The sequence below is a fragment of the Enterobacter cloacae complex sp. I2 genome (genome assembly GCF_014896205.1).
Classification (GTDB): Bacteria; Pseudomonadota; Gammaproteobacteria; order Enterobacterales; family Enterobacteriaceae; genus Enterobacter; species Enterobacter quasihormaechei.
In genome coordinates, this window is record NZ_JADBRA010000026.1 from 1 (window position 1) to 15181 (window position 15181).

A 15181-nucleotide genomic window follows, 5' to 3' on the forward strand; every position below is an offset into this window, starting at 1 on the left:
ATCTATAAATTATTGTTTAATAAATACGACTTCATTTATTGCCATTATGTATCTCATACAGCATTGCCAATTTTAATTGCTTCATCTTTCGGTAAAAAAATGAATATTGTAAGCCATGTACATGGCGGTGATATTAAACTCCTGAAAGGAAGAAGTAAATTATTCCATCGATTGAAAAATCAACTTACTACATCAATATTTAAAAAAAGCTCCACAATAATATGCCCTTCACCCAGTTATTCAGAATTCTTGCTCGCAAATTTTAAAGCAAACGATAAAAATATTGTCGTATATCCTTCTGGAGGCGTGGATAGGTGCTTTAATTATAAGGGAGCAGTTCTAAAATCCAAAGATGAAATAGTGATTGGATATGCTGGAAGGTTGGTTCAATCAAAAAATGTTGATCTGATAATCAAGGCAATCAAAGGAACTGAAAAATTAAAGTTATCAATTGTAGGAGACGGTGAGCAGAAAAATGAGTTGATGGCGATCAGCAAAGATGCAAATGTAGAATTCATCAAACCATTACCTCATACCGAACTTGCTTCTTGGTTTAAAAAAATCGACCTGCTAATTTATCCTTCTGAAAGTGAAAGCCTTGGATTAGTTCCTTTGGAGGCTATGGCTTGTGGAGTATATTGTGTTTTAACAAAAATACCTGCTTTTAATGAATTCAAAAGCCAGGGATTGAATTTCTTACAAATTGATAATTTTGAATCAGACGCGATTCGAGACGCTATTGTGAAATTTTCCCAGTTTGGGGACGATGAATTAAATAATATAAACAAATGCAATAGTGAAATCGTTATTCAAAAATATGGAGCGGATAATGTTAAAGAGGTGCTAAAAGGTGTTTTTCAATAAAAAAACTAAGCAAGTGTTGATGTTTGTGTATGGCGAAGGTGGGCATGAAGCTCAAATGAATAGATTTGCGCCGAACCTTTTAAATAAACTTGATAATTACTATGCTATATCATTATCTGATTCTAAGAAAAAGCCATTATGGGCAGATGAGCATTTTGTTACTCAAGAATTCAGAAATAAATATGCTTGGGTAAATGTCCTGAAAAATTTAGGGCCGTTGAACATTTTTTTAAAGACTTTCTTAATTATACGTCGGACTAACTGTCGTGCAATTGTTACTACAGGACCCGGCATTGCGATTTCTGCTGCAATTGCAGCGAAACTACTAAATGTTAAAATCATTCATATTGAAACATGGTCACGCTTTACAACACGCTCATTTTCAGGACGAATTATGTATCATTTGGCTTCAAAATTTTATGTTCAAAATGAGTCTTTATTGCAATTATATCCTAAAGCAATTTTTTCAGGAAGATTATGAAGGTTTTTGTCACAGTAGGTACAACTTCTTTTGATTCAATGATTAAAAGAATTGATGAGTACTTTTTTGGACGAAAAGACTATGAGGTAACGTTCCAGATGGCTGATGGAAAATATATGCCTCGTAGCGGTGAGTACTTTGGTTTTACTGATGATATCCAAAGTTACTATATCAATTCTGATTTAATAATTACCCACTCCGGAGCTGGTACTATTTATTCTTTGGTTGAACAACGAAAGAAAATTATAGCTGTTCCAAATTTAGAAAGGATAGACAAGCATCAGAGTGACTTAGCATGTTATATGGAGAAATTCGGTTATCTCTTAGTATGGTGGGATTATATCAACTTTGAAGATTTAATGAAAAGGATCGAAACTTTTGTACCTAACGAATATCAAAAGATCCCTTTCAATAAGTATGACGCAATAGCGGATTATATTAACTCGTTGCCTTAACTATATTGATTATCATAGTCTTTGTGGTACATCAAAATTTGTATATACTCATAATAAAACCTAAGTTAAGATATTTATACTTTCAAGCCGCGCACAGTCGCGGCGACCACACCTGACAGGAGTATGTAATGTCCAAGCAACAGATCGGCGTTGTCGGTATGGCAGTGATGGGGCGCAACCTGGCGCTCAACATCGAAAGCCGTGGTTATACCGTCTCCGTTTTCAACCGCTCCCGTGATAAGACCGAAGAAGTCATCGCTGAGAATCCAGGCAAGAAACTGGTTCCATTCTATTCGGTTAAAGAGTTCGTTGAGTCTCTGGAAACACCTCGTCGTATCCTGTTAATGGTGAAAGCGGGCGCAGGTACCGATGCAGCCATCGACTCCCTGAAACCGTATCTGGATAAAGGCGACATCATTATTGATGGCGGTAACACCTTCTTCCACGACACCATCCGTCGTAACCGTGAGCTGTCTGCTGAAGGCTTCAATTTCATTGGCACCGGTGTATCCGGCGGTGAAGAGGGCGCCCTGAAAGGTCCATCCATTATGCCTGGTGGACAGAAAGAAGCATATGAACTGGTCGCGCCAATCCTGACCAAAATCGCAGCCGTTGCTGAAGATGGCGAGCCGTGCGTGACCTATATCGGGCCTGACGGTGCTGGCCACTATGTGAAGATGGTTCACAACGGCATCGAATACGGCGATATGCAGCTGATTGCTGAGGCATACTCGCTGTTGAAAGGCGGCCTGAACCTCTCCAACGAGGAACTCGCAGAAACCTTCACCGAGTGGAACAAAGGCGAGCTGAACAGCTACCTGATCGACATCACCAAAGATATCTTCACTAAGAAAGATGAAGAGGGTAAATACCTGGTTGATGTAATTCTGGATGAAGCGGCGAACAAAGGCACCGGTAAATGGACTAGCCAGAGCTCTCTGGATCTCGGCGAGCCGCTGTCCCTGATCACTGAATCCGTTTTCGCGCGTTATATCTCTTCTCTGAAAGAGCAGCGCGTTGCGGCATCCAAAGTGCTGTCCGGCCCGCAGGCTAAACCAGCCGGCGACAAAGCTGAATTCGTTGAAAAAGTCCGTCGTGCACTGTACCTGGGTAAAATCGTCTCTTACGCGCAGGGCTTCTCTCAGCTGCGTGCGGCTTCAGACGAGAACAACTGGGATCTGAACTATGGCGAGATTGCGAAGATCTTCCGTGCCGGCTGCATCATTCGCGCTCAGTTCCTGCAAAAAATCACCGATGCCTATGCTGAAAATGCGGGTATCGCCAACCTTCTGCTGGCGCCTTACTTCAAGCAGATTGCAGACGACTATCAGCAGGCGCTGCGTGATGTCGTTGCGTACGCCGTGCAGAACGGTATCCCGGTTCCGACTTTCTCCGCTGCGGTGGCGTACTACGACAGCTATCGTGCTGCCGTACTGCCAGCAAACCTGATTCAGGCACAGCGTGACTACTTTGGTGCGCATACCTATAAGCGTACCGATAAAGAAGGTGTGTTCCACACCGAATGGCTGGATTAATATACGGTTAACCATGCCATCAAGCCCGGTAGCGATACCGGGCTTTTTTATCTTGCCCGTCCACCTACTGTTTAATGGAATAGATTGCGTGAAAATTCTCGTTACTGGCGGCGCCGGTTTTATCGGTTCCGCGGTTATCCGACATATTATTAGCAATACTCGGGATAGCGTTGTTAACGTTGATAAATTGACCTATGCCGGTAATCTGGAATCCTTGCGTGAAGTGAGTGATAGCGAGCGCTACGTTTTTGAGCATGCAGATATATGTGATAAAGAGGCAATGGCGCGTATTTTTGCTACCCATCAGCCTGATGCGGTAATGCACCTGGCTGCCGAGAGCCATGTCGATCGTTCTATTACCGGGCCCGCTGCGTTTATTGAAACCAATATCGTTGGCACGTATATCCTGTTAGAAACAAGCCGTGCTTACTGGTCTTCACTGGACGAGGCAGCAAAATCTACCTTCCGTTTCCATCACATTTCAACTGATGAAGTTTACGGCGATCTGCCTCATCCCGATGAATGTCATGATTCTTCCCCTTTACCGCTGTTTACCGAAAAAACTGCATACCAGCCAAGTAGCCCTTATTCAGCGTCAAAAGCGTCCAGCGATCATTTAGTTCGTGCCTGGATACGCACCTATGGTTTACCGGGGATTGTGACGAATTGTTCAAATAACTACGGGCCCTACCACTTTCCTGAAAAGCTGATTCCTCTCGTCATTTTGAATGCGCTGGATAATAAATCATTGCCGATTTACGGTAAGGGCGATCAAATCCGTGACTGGTTATACGTTGAGGATCATGCTCGTGCGTTGTATACGGTTCTCACCAAGGGTAAACCGGGAGAAACGTATAATATCGGCGGCCATAACGAGAAGAAAAATAGCGAGGTCGTCCAGACCATTTGCGATCTGTTAGACGAAATGGTACCAAAAGAAACATCTTACCGCGCGCAAATTACCTATGTGGCAGACCGTCCTGGACACGACAGGCGTTATGCAATTGATGCCCATAAAATTAGCGACGAGCTCGGATGGACTCCTGTGGAAACCTTTGACAGCGGCATTCGTAAAACGGTTGAGTGGTATTTGAATAACCAGGAGTGGGTTTCGAACGTGAAAAGCGGCGCCTATAAGAGCTGGATTGAGCAAAATTATGGGGAGCGGAACTGAATGACGAAACGTAAAGGTATTATATTAGCTGGCGGATCGGGTACACGTCTTTATCCCGTCACAATGGCCGTAAGTAAGCAATTGTTGCCAATTTACGATAAACCAATGATCTATTATCCACTCTCTACGCTCATGCTGGCAGGTATACGGGATATTCTGATTATCAGCACGCCTCAGGACACTCCCCGTTTTGAGCAACTGCTCGGAAACGGTAGCCAGTGGGGATTGCATATCCAGTACAAAGTGCAGCCGAGCCCGGATGGCCTTGCTCAGGCGTTTATTCTGGGTGAAGAGTTCATCGGTGAGGATAATTGTGCGTTGGTATTAGGCGATAACATTTTCTACGGACACGATCTTCCTCGCCTGCTTGAAGGCGCTGCAAGCCAGCAAGAGGGGGCGACCGTCTTCGCCTATCACGTCAGCGACCCGGAACGCTATGGCGTCGTTGAGTTTGATAAAGACGGCATTGCGATTGGGCTCGAGGAGAAACCTCAACAGCCCAAGAGTAATTACGCAATAACCGGTCTCTATTTTTACGACAACGATGTTATTGAGATGGCCAAAAGTTTAAGCCCGTCCGATCGTGGTGAACTGGAAATTACCGACATCAATCGCATCTATATGCAGCAGGGACGATTGTCCGTCGCGATGATGAGACGCGGTTACGCCTGGCTGGATACCGGAACGCATCAAAGTATGATCGAGGCGAGCAATTTTATTGCCACTATCGAAGAGCGACAGGGTCTTAAGGTTTCTTGCCCTGAAGAGATCGCATTTCGTCGAGACTTTATCGATGCTGAACAACTTCGTGTGCTTGCTGAGCCACTGAAGAAGACCGGATATGGCCAATATCTGTTGAATCTGACCAAGGGATTAGTCTGATTTGACGCAGTAAGCACTATTCATCTACGGACTGCCGAGTGCCCTTTAAGGTCTTATTGTCGCTGAAAAACAGGTGCTTTGCTTGGTGTAGTGATAAGCCGTATTGGTGAGCAAAAACATTTTTCAAAAATCCTGAAACCTTGACAGTGAATGAGTATTAGCGCTAAAAAACTCCTAGTTAATCATTGTGGTGGCCGTTATATGGCTATCAAAAACTCAAACGTGTAGAAGTCAAACAAATGAAAATAACTATCTCCGGAACAGGCTATGTTGGTCTCTCAAACGGTATCCTGATTGCACAAAACCATGAAGTGGTTGCGCTGGATATCGTGCAGGCAAAAGTGGACATGCTTAACCAGAAGAAGTCCCCAATCGTCGATAAAGAGATTGAAGAATACCTGGCGACCAAACCGCTGAACTTCCGCGCTACCACGGATAAAGAAGATGCATACCGCGATGCGGATTACGTCATCATCGCCACGCCAACCGACTACGACCCTAAAACCAACTACTTCAACACCTCTACCGTTGAAGCGGTGATTAAAGACGTTACGGCAATCAACCCTAACGCAGTGATGATCATCAAGTCGACGATTCCAGTGGGCTTCACCAAATCTATTAAAGAAGAGTTGGGTATTGATAATGTCTTCTTCTCGCCGGAGTTTCTCCGCGAGGGCAGGGCGTTATACGATAACCTGCACCCCTCCCGTATTGTGATTGGCGAGCGTTCCGAGCGTGCGGAGCGTTTTGCTGCATTGCTTCAGGAAGGCGCAATCAAAAAAGATATTCCGGTGCTGTTCACCGATTCCACCGAGGCTGAGGCGATTAAACTTTTCGCTAACACCTATCTGGCTATGCGCGTGGCCTACTTCAACGAGCTGGACAGCTATGCTGAGAGCTTAGGGCTGAACACCCGTCAGATCATCGAAGGCGTGTGTCTTGACCCGCGTATCGGTAACCATTACAACAACCCGTCATTTGGCTACGGCGGTTACTGCCTGCCAAAAGATACCAAGCAGCTGCTGGCAAACTATCAGGCGGTCCCGAACAACCTGATTTCTGCCATTGTGGACGCCAACCGCACGCGTAAAGATTTCATCTCGGATTCCATTCTCGCGCGTCAGCCGAAAGTGGTTGGCGTGTATCGCCTGATCATGAAGAGCGGTTCCGATAACTTCCGTGCCTCTTCCATTCAGGGCATCATGAAGCGTATTAAGGCGAAGGGCGTGCAGGTCATTATTTATGAACCGGCGATGCAGGAAGACGAGTTCTTCCACTCTCGCGTCATTCGCGATTTGGATGCGTTCAAGAAAGAAGCGGACGTCATTATCTCCAACCGCATGGCGGAAGAGCTCGCGGACGTGAAGGATAAAGTCTATACCCGCGATTTGTTCGGCAGTGACTGATTTAAACTGTGATATAAAAAAACCCGGCAATCAGCCGGGTTTTTTGTTTTAAACGTTATAGAAGTTGCGGTACCAGTCGACAAAGTTTTTCACGCCCTCTTTTACGGAGGTCTGTGGTTTAAACCCAATGACGTCGTAGAGCGCTTTGGTATCTGCACTGGTCTCCAGTACGTCACCCGGCTGGATCGGCATCATATTTTTCACGGCTTCTTTGCCCAGCGCCTCTTCGAGCGCGGTGATGTAATCCATCAGTTCGACAGGTGAACTGTTACCAATGTTATACACGCGATACGGGGCAGAGCTGGTTGCCGGCGAACCGGTTTCGACTGTCCAGTCGGCATCGGCCTGAGGAATGACGTCCTGCAAGCGAATAATTGCCTCTGCAATATCATCGATATAGGTGAAGTCACGTTTCATCTTACCGTAGTTGTATACGTCGATGCTGTTGCCTTCAATCATAGCTTTGGTGAATTTGAACAGCGCCATATCCGGGCGTCCCCACGGGCCATATACGGTAAAGAAGCGCAGGCCAGTGGTCGGCAGGTTGTACAGATGCGAATAGGTATGCGACATCAGCTCATTGGCTTTTTTGGTTGCCGCATACAGGGATACCGGGTGGTCCACGGAGTCGTCAGTAGAAAACGGCATCTTACGGTTGAGCCCGTATACAGAGCTGGATGAAGCATACAGAAGATGCTGAACCTTGTTGTGGCGACAGCCTTCCAGCACGTTCAGGTGACCGACCAGGTTCGCATCCGCGTAGGCATGCGGGTTTTCCAGCGAGTAACGCACACCCGCCTGTGCAGCAAGATGGATCACGCGGTCAAACTTCTCATCAGCGAAGAGGTTTGCCATGCCCTCGCGGTCCGCTAAGTCCAGCTTATGGAAGGTGAAATTCACGGATTTGAGCAGTTCGAGGCGAGCGAGCTTGAGGTTCGGATCATAGTAATCATTCAGGTTATCAATCCCAACAACCTTATGACCTGCATCAAGCAGGCGCTTGCTGACATGAGAACCGATAAAGCCCGCCGCGCCAGTTACCAGAAATTTCATAGCTTCCCTCATTCACAGTGTTCTTGTTGATGCTCCAGAGCATCAGAATGCGACTATGATAGCGCGTCGCCTTGAACTTACATAACCCATCTTTCCGATATAACTCATCGGATTCTTATAGAAAATTCCGCAGCAACGGATACACTAGGTAAACAAGATTATGTTTGCCCTTTTTCATCTGTTAGGGATTGTATGACGCAAAACAACAATAACCTGGTCGCACGTAACAATGACCCGGAGCAAATTGATTTACTTGATGTAATGTTACAGCTGTGGCGTGGTAAGTGGGTGATAGGGGCTTTTATTGCTGCTTTTATCGTTCTTGCTGGCGTTTACATCACTGTAGCCAAAGAGAAATGGACGTCATCTGCCATCATAGCCCAGCCTGATGCGGCTCAAATTGCCACCTATTCCAATGCATTGAATATCCTCTATGGCGGGGCAGCTCCTTCCATGTTGGACATTCAGAATCGTGCTATTGGACGTTTCAATTCCTCTTTCTCGGCATTAGCTCAGGCGCTGGAGAATCAGGAAGATCCGGAAAAACTGACTATTGAGCCTACCGTTAAGGGACAAAGTTTGCCTTTAACCGTAAGCTATCAGGGGGAATCCGCTGAAGCCGCTCAAAAGCAGTTGGCTCAGTACATACAGCAGGTTGACGAGCAGACGGCAAAAGAATTGACGCTTGACCTCAGAGATAACCTCAAGCAGCAGATTACCACCCTGAACGACTCCCTCCAGAACCAGGAGAAGGTCGCACAGGAGCAAAAAGACCTGCGTATCAAGCAGATTACCGAGGCGCTGAAGAATGCAGAAGCTGCGAAGATCAGCACTCCGCAGCTTCAGCAGACTCAGGATGTTACTCAGGAAACCATGTTCCTGTTGGGTACCGTAGCGCTGAAATCAATGGTTGATAACGAAGCGTCTCGCCCTCTGGTGTTCTCAGGCGCTTACTACCAAACGAAACAGAATTTGCTGGATATTCAGAACCTCAACGTTAACCCAGAGACTATTCACGTCTATCGTTACGTTATGAAGCCAAATCTGCCTATCCGACGCGACAGCCCGAAAATTGCTATTACCCTCATCCTTGCCGTTCTCCTCGGTGGGATTATCGGTTCTGGTGTCGTCCTCGGCCGTAACGCGCTGAGAAACTACAAGCCAAGATCCTGATTTACAGATAAAAAAAGACCGGGTTTCCCCGGTCTTTTTTATTTATGCCGTTTCCGCAAATTCTCAATCACCGTCGTTAAATCCAGCTCCTGGTCCTGAAGCAGCACCAGCAGGTGATACATCAGATCCGACGCTTCGTTCGTCAGCTCCTCCCGGTCATGTACGGTGGCCGCCAGCGCCGTTTCAACGCCTTCCTCACCCACTTTCTGCGCAATCCGTTTGGTGCCGCTGGCGTACAGCTTCGCCGTGTACGAGCTCTCAGGATCCGCTGATTTACGCTCTGCCAGCAATTGTTCCAGCTGATAGAGGAACAGCCACTGGTGGCTCGCCTCGCCGAAGCAGCTGCTGGTGCCTTTATGGCAGGTTGGCCCAATCGGGTTGACCAGCACCAGTAGGGTGTCGTTGTCGCAGTCTGGCGTAATGCTGACCACGTTCAGGAAGTGACCCGAGGTTTCCCCTTTCGTCCACAGGCGCTGTTTGGTGCGCGAGAAAAATGTCACCTTGCCGCTGTCGATGGTTTTCGCCAGCGCCTCCTGGTTCATGTATCCCAGCATCAGCACTTCGCCTGAAACGGCATGCTGTACAACCACCGGCAGTAATCCGTCAGTTTTTTCCCAGTCCAGTTGCGCCTGTTGTTGCTCTGTTAACATACCCTGATCTCCACGCCCTGGTCGGCCAGGTACGTTTTTAACTCACCAATATTGATAATCTGTTTGTGGAACACGGAGGCCGCCAGCGCGCCGTCGACGTTCGCATCGCGGAAGGCTTCCAGGAAGTGTTCCATGGTGCCTGCGCCGCCGGAGGCAATCAGCGGCACCTGGCACACCGTGCGCACTTTTTTCAGCTGTTCCAGGTCGTAACCGCTACGTACGCCGTCCTGGTTCATCATGTTCAGCACAATCTCACCCGCGCCGCGTTTTTGCACTTCCTGCACCCAGTCCAGCGTCTCCCACTGGGTTACGCGCGTGCGGCTTTCGTCGCCGGTGTACTGGTTGACGTGATATTTGCCCGTCGCGGCATCAAACCAGGTGTCGATCCCGACGACGATGCACTGCACGCCAAAGCGATCCGCCAGACGCGTAATCAGCTCCGGGTCGGCCAGGGCAGGGGAGTTAATGGAAATTTTGTCTGCACCGAAAGAGAGAATTTTCGCCGCATCGTCAGCAGATTTAATCCCGCCCGCCACGCAGAAGGGAATATCAATCACCTCAGCCACGCGCGCCACCCAGCTTTTGTCCACCACGCGGCCATCGCTGGAGGCGGTGATATCGTAAAATACCAGCTCGTCTGCGCCTTCATCGGCATAGCGTTTAGCCAGCGGAACAATGTCGCCAATGATCTCATGGTTGCGGAACTGCACGCCTTTCACAACCTGACCGTCGCGCACGTCCAGGCAGGGAATTATCCGTTTTGCCAGCATTGAATCGCCTCCTTCACCGTAAATTTGTCTTCCAGCAGCGCACGACCTACGATCACGCCGCGCACGCCTGTTCCGCGCAGAGCGGCGATATCCGCCAGGTCGCCGATACCGCCAGAGGACTGAAACGCCACCTGCGGATAACGCGCGCAAACCTCGTCATACAGCGAGACGTTAGAGCCTGCGAGCGTGCCATCGCGCGAAATATCCGTGCACAGCACGTGCTTCAGCCCCACGGGGAGATAAACCCCGACCAGCTCTTCCAGCGTGACGCCGGAGTTTTCCTGCCAGCCGCTGACCGCGACCTGCTTGTTACCCTGCTCGTCGATGCGCACATCCAGCGCCAGCACCAGCGCATCCGCGCCGAAGCGGCGGAACCAGCCCTTGACCATCTCAGGATCTTTTACGGCAGTCGAGCCGACCACCACGCGCGCCACGCCCGCGTCCAGTAAGGCTGCAACATCGGCTTCCGTACGTACGCCGCCGCCCACCTGCACCGGGACGTCCACGCCAGCCACCAGCTTTTTGAGCAGTGGGATCTGGCGCTTCGCCGGATCTTTCGCGCCGGTGAGATCGACCAGGTGCAGCACCTCAGCGCCCTCGGCGGCGTAAGCCTGTAAGCGCGGCAGCGGGTCGTTGCCGTAGTCGCGCTGCTGCCCGTAATCGCCCTGATGGAGACGAACAACCGTGCCGTCAATTAAATCTAAAGCGGGAATTATCATCACATCTCCAGGAAATTTTTCAGCAGCTGCGCGCCGGCAGCACCAGAGCGTTCCGGGTGAAACTGCACGCCGTAAAAGTTATCTTTTTGCACCGCGGCGGTGAACGCCTCGCCGTAGTTGCACTGGGCGATGGTGTAGGTATTCACGGGCATGGCGTAGCTGTGGACGAAGTAGAAGTACGCACCGTCTTCGATACCCTGGAACAGCCTGTTTCCGGCCTTCGGATAAACGCGGTTCCAGCCCATGTGCGGCAGCGGTAGGCCGTGGTCGCTCATTTTCGGCACGTCTTCTTCGATAATGCCCAGCAGATCGACGCCGTTGCTCTCTTCGCTGCGGCGGCCAAGCAGCTGCATGCCGAGGCAAATGCCCAGCACCGGTTGAGTACAGGCTTTGATGAGATCCACCAGCTCGCGCTCATGGATCTGATCCATTGCCGCCTGAGCGGTGCCCACGCCCGGCAGAAAAAGTTTATCTGCGCGCAGCACCACGTCCGGGTCGCGGCTCACTACCGGCTCGTAGCCGTGGCGCATAATCGCCGACCGTACGGAGTTCAGGTTGGCGCATCCGGTATCCAGAATCACCACGTTCATTACAGCACTCCTTTCGACGAGGGAAGGGCATCACCTTCAACGCGGATCGCCTGGCGCAGGGTACGGCCAAAGGCTTTGAACAGGCTCTCGACGCGGTGGTGATCGTTTTTGCCTTTGGTTTTCAGGTGTAGCGTCAGGCCCATGGTGTAAGAAAGCGAGCGGAAGAAGTGCTCCACCATTTCGGTGCTGAGATCGCCCACGCGCTGGTAGGTAAAGTCGGCTTTATATTCCAGGTGCGGACGCCCGGAGATATCCATCGCGCAGCGCGCCAGGCACTCGTCCATCGGCAGGACAAATCCAAAACGGTTGATGCCGCGCTTGTCGCCGAGCGCCAGCTTCAGAGCTTCGCCCAGCGCCAGGCCGGTATCTTCTACGGTGTGGTGATCGTCGATATACAGGTCGCCCTTAACGGTGATCTCCATGCGGAAACCGCCGTGGGTGGCGATTTGATCCAGCATGTGGTCGAAGAAACCGACGCCGGTGTGGATCTTGCTGCCGCCTTCGCGATCGAGCCAGACCTTCACGTCGATCTGCGTCTCTTTCGTGTTGCGTTCCACGTGCGAATAGCGGTCGCGTTTGGTCAGCTGCTCGCCAATCATCGCCCAGTTAAGCGCGTCCCGGCTGTAGCGGAGGCCCGCAATGCCCATGTTTTCCGCCAGCGTGATGTCCGTGACGCGATCGCCAATCACATAGCTGTTGGCTTTATCCAGCGCCTCTTCCGCCAGATAGCGTTCAACAAGCTTCACTTTTGGCTTGCGGCAGTCGCATTCGTCGGCGGGCATGTGCGGGCAGATCAGCACCTCGTCGAAGACGATGCCCTGAGAGGTCAGCACCTGCATCATCAGGTTGTGCGGGCCGTCAAAGTCTGCCTGCGGAAAGCTGTCGGTGCCCAGACCATCCTGGTTGGTGATCATCACCAGCTTATATCCCGCTTGCTGAAGCTTCAGCAGCACCGGGATCACGTCGGGTTCAAACGCCAGCTTGTCGAAACGATCGACCTGAAAATCGCTGGGTGGCTCCGATATGAGGGTGCCGTCACGATCGATAAAGAGATACTTCTGACTCATACTTTCTCCGCTTTCAGGGCGTCAATCACGCGCTGGCTCTCCGCGCGGGTGCCGACGGTAATGCGCAGGCAGCCGCTCAGGGTAGGTTGTTTATTCTGGTCTCGTAAGATAATGCCCTGATCCCACAACGATTTAAATATCGCGCTTGAGGCGGTGAAGCGCACCAGGATGTAGTTGGTTTCCGAATCGAACACCTGCTCCACGCACGGAATTGCTTTCAGGGCCTCGACAAGATACTGACGCTCTTCCAGGATTTGCGCCACGCGCTCGCGCATCGCGCTGATGCCCTGCGGAGCCAGCGCCTGTGCCGCAATATCGGCAACCGGCGTCGAGAGCGGATACGGGGCGATCACTTTCAGCAGCAGGTCGATAACCGCTTTATTTGCCAGCGTAAATCCGCAGCGAAGGCCGGCGAGGGCGAACGCTTTCGACAGGGTACGCAGCACGACGAGATGCGGATACTCTTCAAGCCAGCCAGCAAGCGTGGCCTGCGGACAAAACTCAATATAGGCTTCGTCGGCCACGACCAGCGCTTTGCCGCGCGTCATTTCCAGCAGGGCACGAATATCCTGCGGATTGATAATCTGCCCGGTCGGGTTGTTCGGGCTACAGACAAACACCACCTTCACCCCGTCGAGGTTATCGGCGATGCCCTGCAAATCCAGCTGCCAGTTGTCGAGCGCCTGCACGTTGCGGCAGGCCACGCCGAAGGTTTCGGCGCTGACGCTGTACATGCCGTAGGTCGGCTGGCAGTACATCACCGCATCTTTTCCCGGCTCGCAGAACGCGCGGATCAGCAGCTCGATCCCTTCATCCGCCCCGCGGCTGACCAGCACCTGCTCAGGCTTCACGCCCGCGTACTGTGCGTAGTTCTCGATCACCGCTTTCGGCTGACACTCCGGGTAGCGGTTCAGCGTCTGCTGCGACAGCTCAAAGGCCACTGCCGTGGGATATTCGTTAGCGTTCAGCCAGACGTCGCCGTTCCCGCCCAGACGACGCGCAGACTGATAAGGCGTCAGGCGGCGGACATTTTCGCGGGCTAATTCTTCGATGTTCATGCTTGCTCCTTCAGGGCGGCAACGCGCAGCGTCACGGCATTTTTATGGGCAGTCAGGCGCTCGGCGGCGGCCAGGGTTTCAATGGTCGACGCCAGCGAGGCAAACCCTTCGCGGGAGAGTTCCTGCACGGTCATGCGCTTCTGGAAATCCGCCAGCCCCAGGCTGGAGCAGGTTGAGGTATAGCCATACGTCGGCAGCACGTGGTTAGTGCCAGAGGCGTAATCCCCGGCGGATTCTGGCGACCAGTCGCCGAGGAACACCGAGCCTGCGCTGGTGATGCTGTCGACCAGATCGCGCGCGTTGCGGGTCTGAATGATCAGGTGCTCGGGGCCGTACAGGTTAGAGATGGCGATGCACTGGTCGAGATCGCGGGCCACGATCAGGCGGCTGGCAGACAGCGCCTGACGTGCTGTTTCCGCGCGCGGCAGATCGGCCAGCTGACGCTCAACGGCTTCGCCCACGCGTTTTGCCATGTCGGCATCCGGCGTCAGTAAAATCACCTGCGAGTCCGGCCCGTGCTCGGCCTGCGAGAGCAGGTCAGAGGCGACGAAATCCGGCGTTGCGCCGCTGTCTGCAATCACCAGCACCTCAGACGGACCGGCAGGCATATCAATGGCCGCGCCGTCCAGACGCTGGCTGACCTGGCGCTTCGCTTCGGTTACATACGCGTTGCCCGGACCAAAAATTTTGTCGACTTTGGGAATGGATTCGGTCCCGAACGCCAGGGCGGAAATCGCCTGCGCGCCGCCGACTTTATACACCGCCTGCACGCCGCAGAGTTTTGCCGCGTAGAGGATCTCATCGGCGATCGGTGGCGGAGAGCAGAGCACCACGTTCTGACAGCCGGCAATGCGCGCCGGGGTGGCCAGCATTAATACGGTCGAAAACAGCGGGGCGGAGCCGCCGGGAATATACAGGCCGACGGACGCCACCGGGCGCGTCACCTGCTGGCAGCGCACGCCGGGCAAGGTTTCCACATCCACCGTCTGCCATGTCTGCGCGGTGTGGAAGGTATCTATATTTTTCACCGCGACGGCCATCGCCTGCTTGATGTCATCACCCAGACGACTGCTGGCATCAATGATTTCCTGCTCGGTAACCTGTAAAGCGCCGACTTCCGTCTTGTCAAACTTCGCGCTGTACTCACGCAGCGCCTCGTCCCCGCGGGCCTTGACGTTATCGAGGATCTCCGCCACGGTGCGGGTGATGCTCTCCGAGGCGGAGATGGCCGGGCGCATCAGCAGTTCGCGCCGTTGCGCGTCGCTACAGGTATTCCAGTCGATGATTGTGTTAAAGCTCATGGT

16 protein-coding genes are annotated in these 15181 nt (G+C 51.6%); 8 read left to right on the top strand and 8 right to left on the bottom strand.

All coding sequences use genetic code 11. From position 1 onward, the window contains the following. The 7 genes from IM300_RS19880 to ugd form a co-directional block, all read left to right on the top strand. Positions 1-864 (top strand): glycosyltransferase family 4 protein (locus IM300_RS19880; RefSeq protein WP_193037985.1); only part of this gene is annotated, 864 nt, incomplete at its 5' end. Beyond that, positions 851-1345, top strand: coding sequence for a PssD/Cps14F family polysaccharide biosynthesis glycosyltransferase (pssD, locus tag IM300_RS19885; protein ID WP_370552249.1), 495 nt, complete (start codon positions 851-853; stop codon positions 1343-1345). The genes IM300_RS19880 and pssD, both read left to right, overlap by 14 nt. Beyond that, positions 1342-1800 carry a PssE/Cps14G family polysaccharide biosynthesis glycosyltransferase gene (gene pssE / locus IM300_RS19890; protein WP_131637786.1) on the top strand — a complete coding sequence of 153 codons (459 nt, stop codon included), beginning with the start codon at positions 1342-1344 and terminating at the stop codon, positions 1798-1800. The genes pssD and pssE overlap by 4 nt, the downstream gene beginning before the upstream one ends. A gap of 128 nt (positions 1801-1928) precedes the next feature. Beyond that, positions 1929-3335, top strand: coding sequence for an NADP-dependent phosphogluconate dehydrogenase (gene gndA, locus IM300_RS19895; RefSeq protein WP_126542807.1), 1407 nt, complete (start codon positions 1929-1931; stop codon positions 3333-3335). An 88-nt stretch (positions 3336-3423) separates the two neighbouring features. Continuing rightward, entirely contained in the window at positions 3424-4509 is a 1086-nt protein-coding gene (rfbB, locus tag IM300_RS19900; RefSeq protein ID WP_193037987.1) for a dTDP-glucose 4,6-dehydratase, read from the top strand. Beyond that, positions 4510-5391 carry a glucose-1-phosphate thymidylyltransferase RfbA gene (gene rfbA, locus IM300_RS19905; protein WP_193037989.1) on the top strand — a complete coding sequence of 294 codons (882 nt, stop codon included), beginning with the start codon at positions 4510-4512 and terminating at the stop codon, positions 5389-5391. A 239-nt stretch (positions 5392-5630) separates the two neighbouring features. Continuing rightward, a complete protein-coding gene (ugd, locus tag IM300_RS19910; protein ID WP_131637794.1) occupies positions 5631-6797 on the top strand; it encodes a UDP-glucose 6-dehydrogenase in 1167 nt (388 codons plus the stop codon). Positions 6798-6845: 48 nt separating this feature from the next. On the opposite strand, the gene IM300_RS19915 is transcribed toward ugd, so the two are convergent. Next, positions 6846-7850, bottom strand: a complete 1005-nt coding sequence (locus tag IM300_RS19915; RefSeq protein WP_193037991.1) for an NAD-dependent epimerase — start codon at positions 7848-7850, stop codon at positions 6846-6848. A gap of 192 nt (positions 7851-8042) precedes the next feature. Here IM300_RS19915 and wzzB point away from each other — a divergent pair, with 192 nt between their 5' ends. Next, positions 8043-9023 (top strand): LPS O-antigen chain length determinant protein WzzB, encoded by a 981-nt coding sequence (wzzB, locus tag IM300_RS19920; protein WP_131637796.1) that lies wholly within the window; start codon positions 8043-8045, stop codon positions 9021-9023. Positions 9024-9061: 38 nt separating this feature from the next. On the opposite strand, the gene hisIE is transcribed toward wzzB, so the two are convergent. From hisIE to hisD, 7 genes are read right to left on the bottom strand one after another with little or no spacing between them, the layout of a single operon-like run. After that, a complete protein-coding gene (gene hisIE / locus IM300_RS19925) occupies positions 9062-9673 on the bottom strand; it encodes a bifunctional phosphoribosyl-AMP cyclohydrolase/phosphoribosyl-ATP diphosphatase HisIE (RefSeq protein ID WP_017693103.1) in 612 nt (203 codons plus the stop codon). Then, positions 9667-10443, bottom strand: a complete 777-nt coding sequence (gene hisF / locus IM300_RS19930; protein ID WP_193037993.1) for an imidazole glycerol phosphate synthase subunit HisF — start codon at positions 10441-10443, stop codon at positions 9667-9669. The genes hisIE and hisF overlap by 7 nt, the downstream gene beginning before the upstream one ends. After that, entirely contained in the window at positions 10425-11162 is a 738-nt protein-coding gene (gene hisA, locus IM300_RS19935; RefSeq protein ID WP_193037995.1) for a 1-(5-phosphoribosyl)-5-[(5-phosphoribosylamino)methylideneamino]imidazole-4-carboxamide isomerase, read from the bottom strand. Before hisA ends, hisF begins: the two co-directional genes overlap by 19 nt. Next, positions 11162-11752 carry an imidazole glycerol phosphate synthase subunit HisH gene (gene hisH, locus IM300_RS19940; protein WP_193037997.1) on the bottom strand — a complete coding sequence of 197 codons (591 nt, stop codon included), beginning with the start codon at positions 11750-11752 and terminating at the stop codon, positions 11162-11164. Before hisH ends, hisA begins: the two co-directional genes overlap by 1 nt. Beyond that, positions 11752-12819 carry a bifunctional histidinol-phosphatase/imidazoleglycerol-phosphate dehydratase HisB gene (gene hisB / locus IM300_RS19945; RefSeq protein ID WP_193037999.1) on the bottom strand — a complete coding sequence of 356 codons (1068 nt, stop codon included), beginning with the start codon at positions 12817-12819 and terminating at the stop codon, positions 11752-11754. Before hisB ends, hisH begins: the two co-directional genes overlap by 1 nt. Beyond that, on the bottom strand, positions 12816-13877 hold the full coding sequence (hisC, locus tag IM300_RS19950; protein ID WP_063868369.1) for a histidinol-phosphate transaminase: 1062 nt from the start codon (positions 13875-13877) through the stop codon (positions 12816-12818). The genes hisB and hisC overlap by 4 nt, the downstream gene beginning before the upstream one ends. Beyond that, on the bottom strand, positions 13874-15178 hold the full coding sequence (gene hisD, locus IM300_RS19955) for a histidinol dehydrogenase (protein WP_193038001.1): 1305 nt from the start codon (positions 15176-15178) through the stop codon (positions 13874-13876). The genes hisC and hisD overlap by 4 nt, the downstream gene beginning before the upstream one ends. Positions 15179-15181: the final 3 nt, after the last annotated feature.

What these genes read in the sequence shown, in the direction of transcription:
- pssE (WP_131637786.1), top strand. Translation starts at nt 1,342, where the DNA reads ATGAAGGTTTTTGTCACAGTAGGTACAACTTCTTTTGATTCAATGATT.
- gndA (WP_126542807.1), top strand. Translation starts at nt 1,929, where the DNA reads ATGTCCAAGCAACAGATCGGCGTTGTCGGTATGGCAGTGATGGGGCGC.
- rfbA (WP_193037989.1), top strand. Translation starts at nt 4,510, where the DNA reads ATGACGAAACGTAAAGGTATTATATTAGCTGGCGGATCGGGTACACGT.
- ugd (WP_131637794.1), top strand. Translation starts at nt 5,631, where the DNA reads ATGAAAATAACTATCTCCGGAACAGGCTATGTTGGTCTCTCAAACGGT.
- IM300_RS19915 (WP_193037991.1), bottom strand. Translation starts at nt 7,850, where the DNA reads ATGAAATTTCTGGTAACTGGCGCGGCGGGCTTTATCGGTTCTCATGTC.
- wzzB (WP_131637796.1), top strand. Translation starts at nt 8,043, where the DNA reads ATGACGCAAAACAACAATAACCTGGTCGCACGTAACAATGACCCGGAG.
- hisIE (WP_017693103.1), bottom strand. Translation starts at nt 9,673, where the DNA reads ATGTTAACAGAGCAACAACAGGCGCAACTGGACTGGGAAAAAACTGAC.
- hisF (WP_193037993.1), bottom strand. Translation starts at nt 10,443, where the DNA reads ATGCTGGCAAAACGGATAATTCCCTGCCTGGACGTGCGCGACGGTCAG.
- hisA (WP_193037995.1), bottom strand. Translation starts at nt 11,162, where the DNA reads ATGATAATTCCCGCTTTAGATTTAATTGACGGCACGGTTGTTCGTCTC.
- hisH (WP_193037997.1), bottom strand. Translation starts at nt 11,752, where the DNA reads ATGAACGTGGTGATTCTGGATACCGGATGCGCCAACCTGAACTCCGTA.
- hisB (WP_193037999.1), bottom strand. Translation starts at nt 12,819, where the DNA reads ATGAGTCAGAAGTATCTCTTTATCGATCGTGACGGCACCCTCATATCG.
- hisC (WP_063868369.1), bottom strand. Translation starts at nt 13,877, where the DNA reads ATGAACATCGAAGAATTAGCCCGCGAAAATGTCCGCCGCCTGACGCCT.
- hisD (WP_193038001.1), bottom strand. Translation starts at nt 15,178, where the DNA reads ATGAGCTTTAACACAATCATCGACTGGAATACCTGTAGCGACGCGCAA.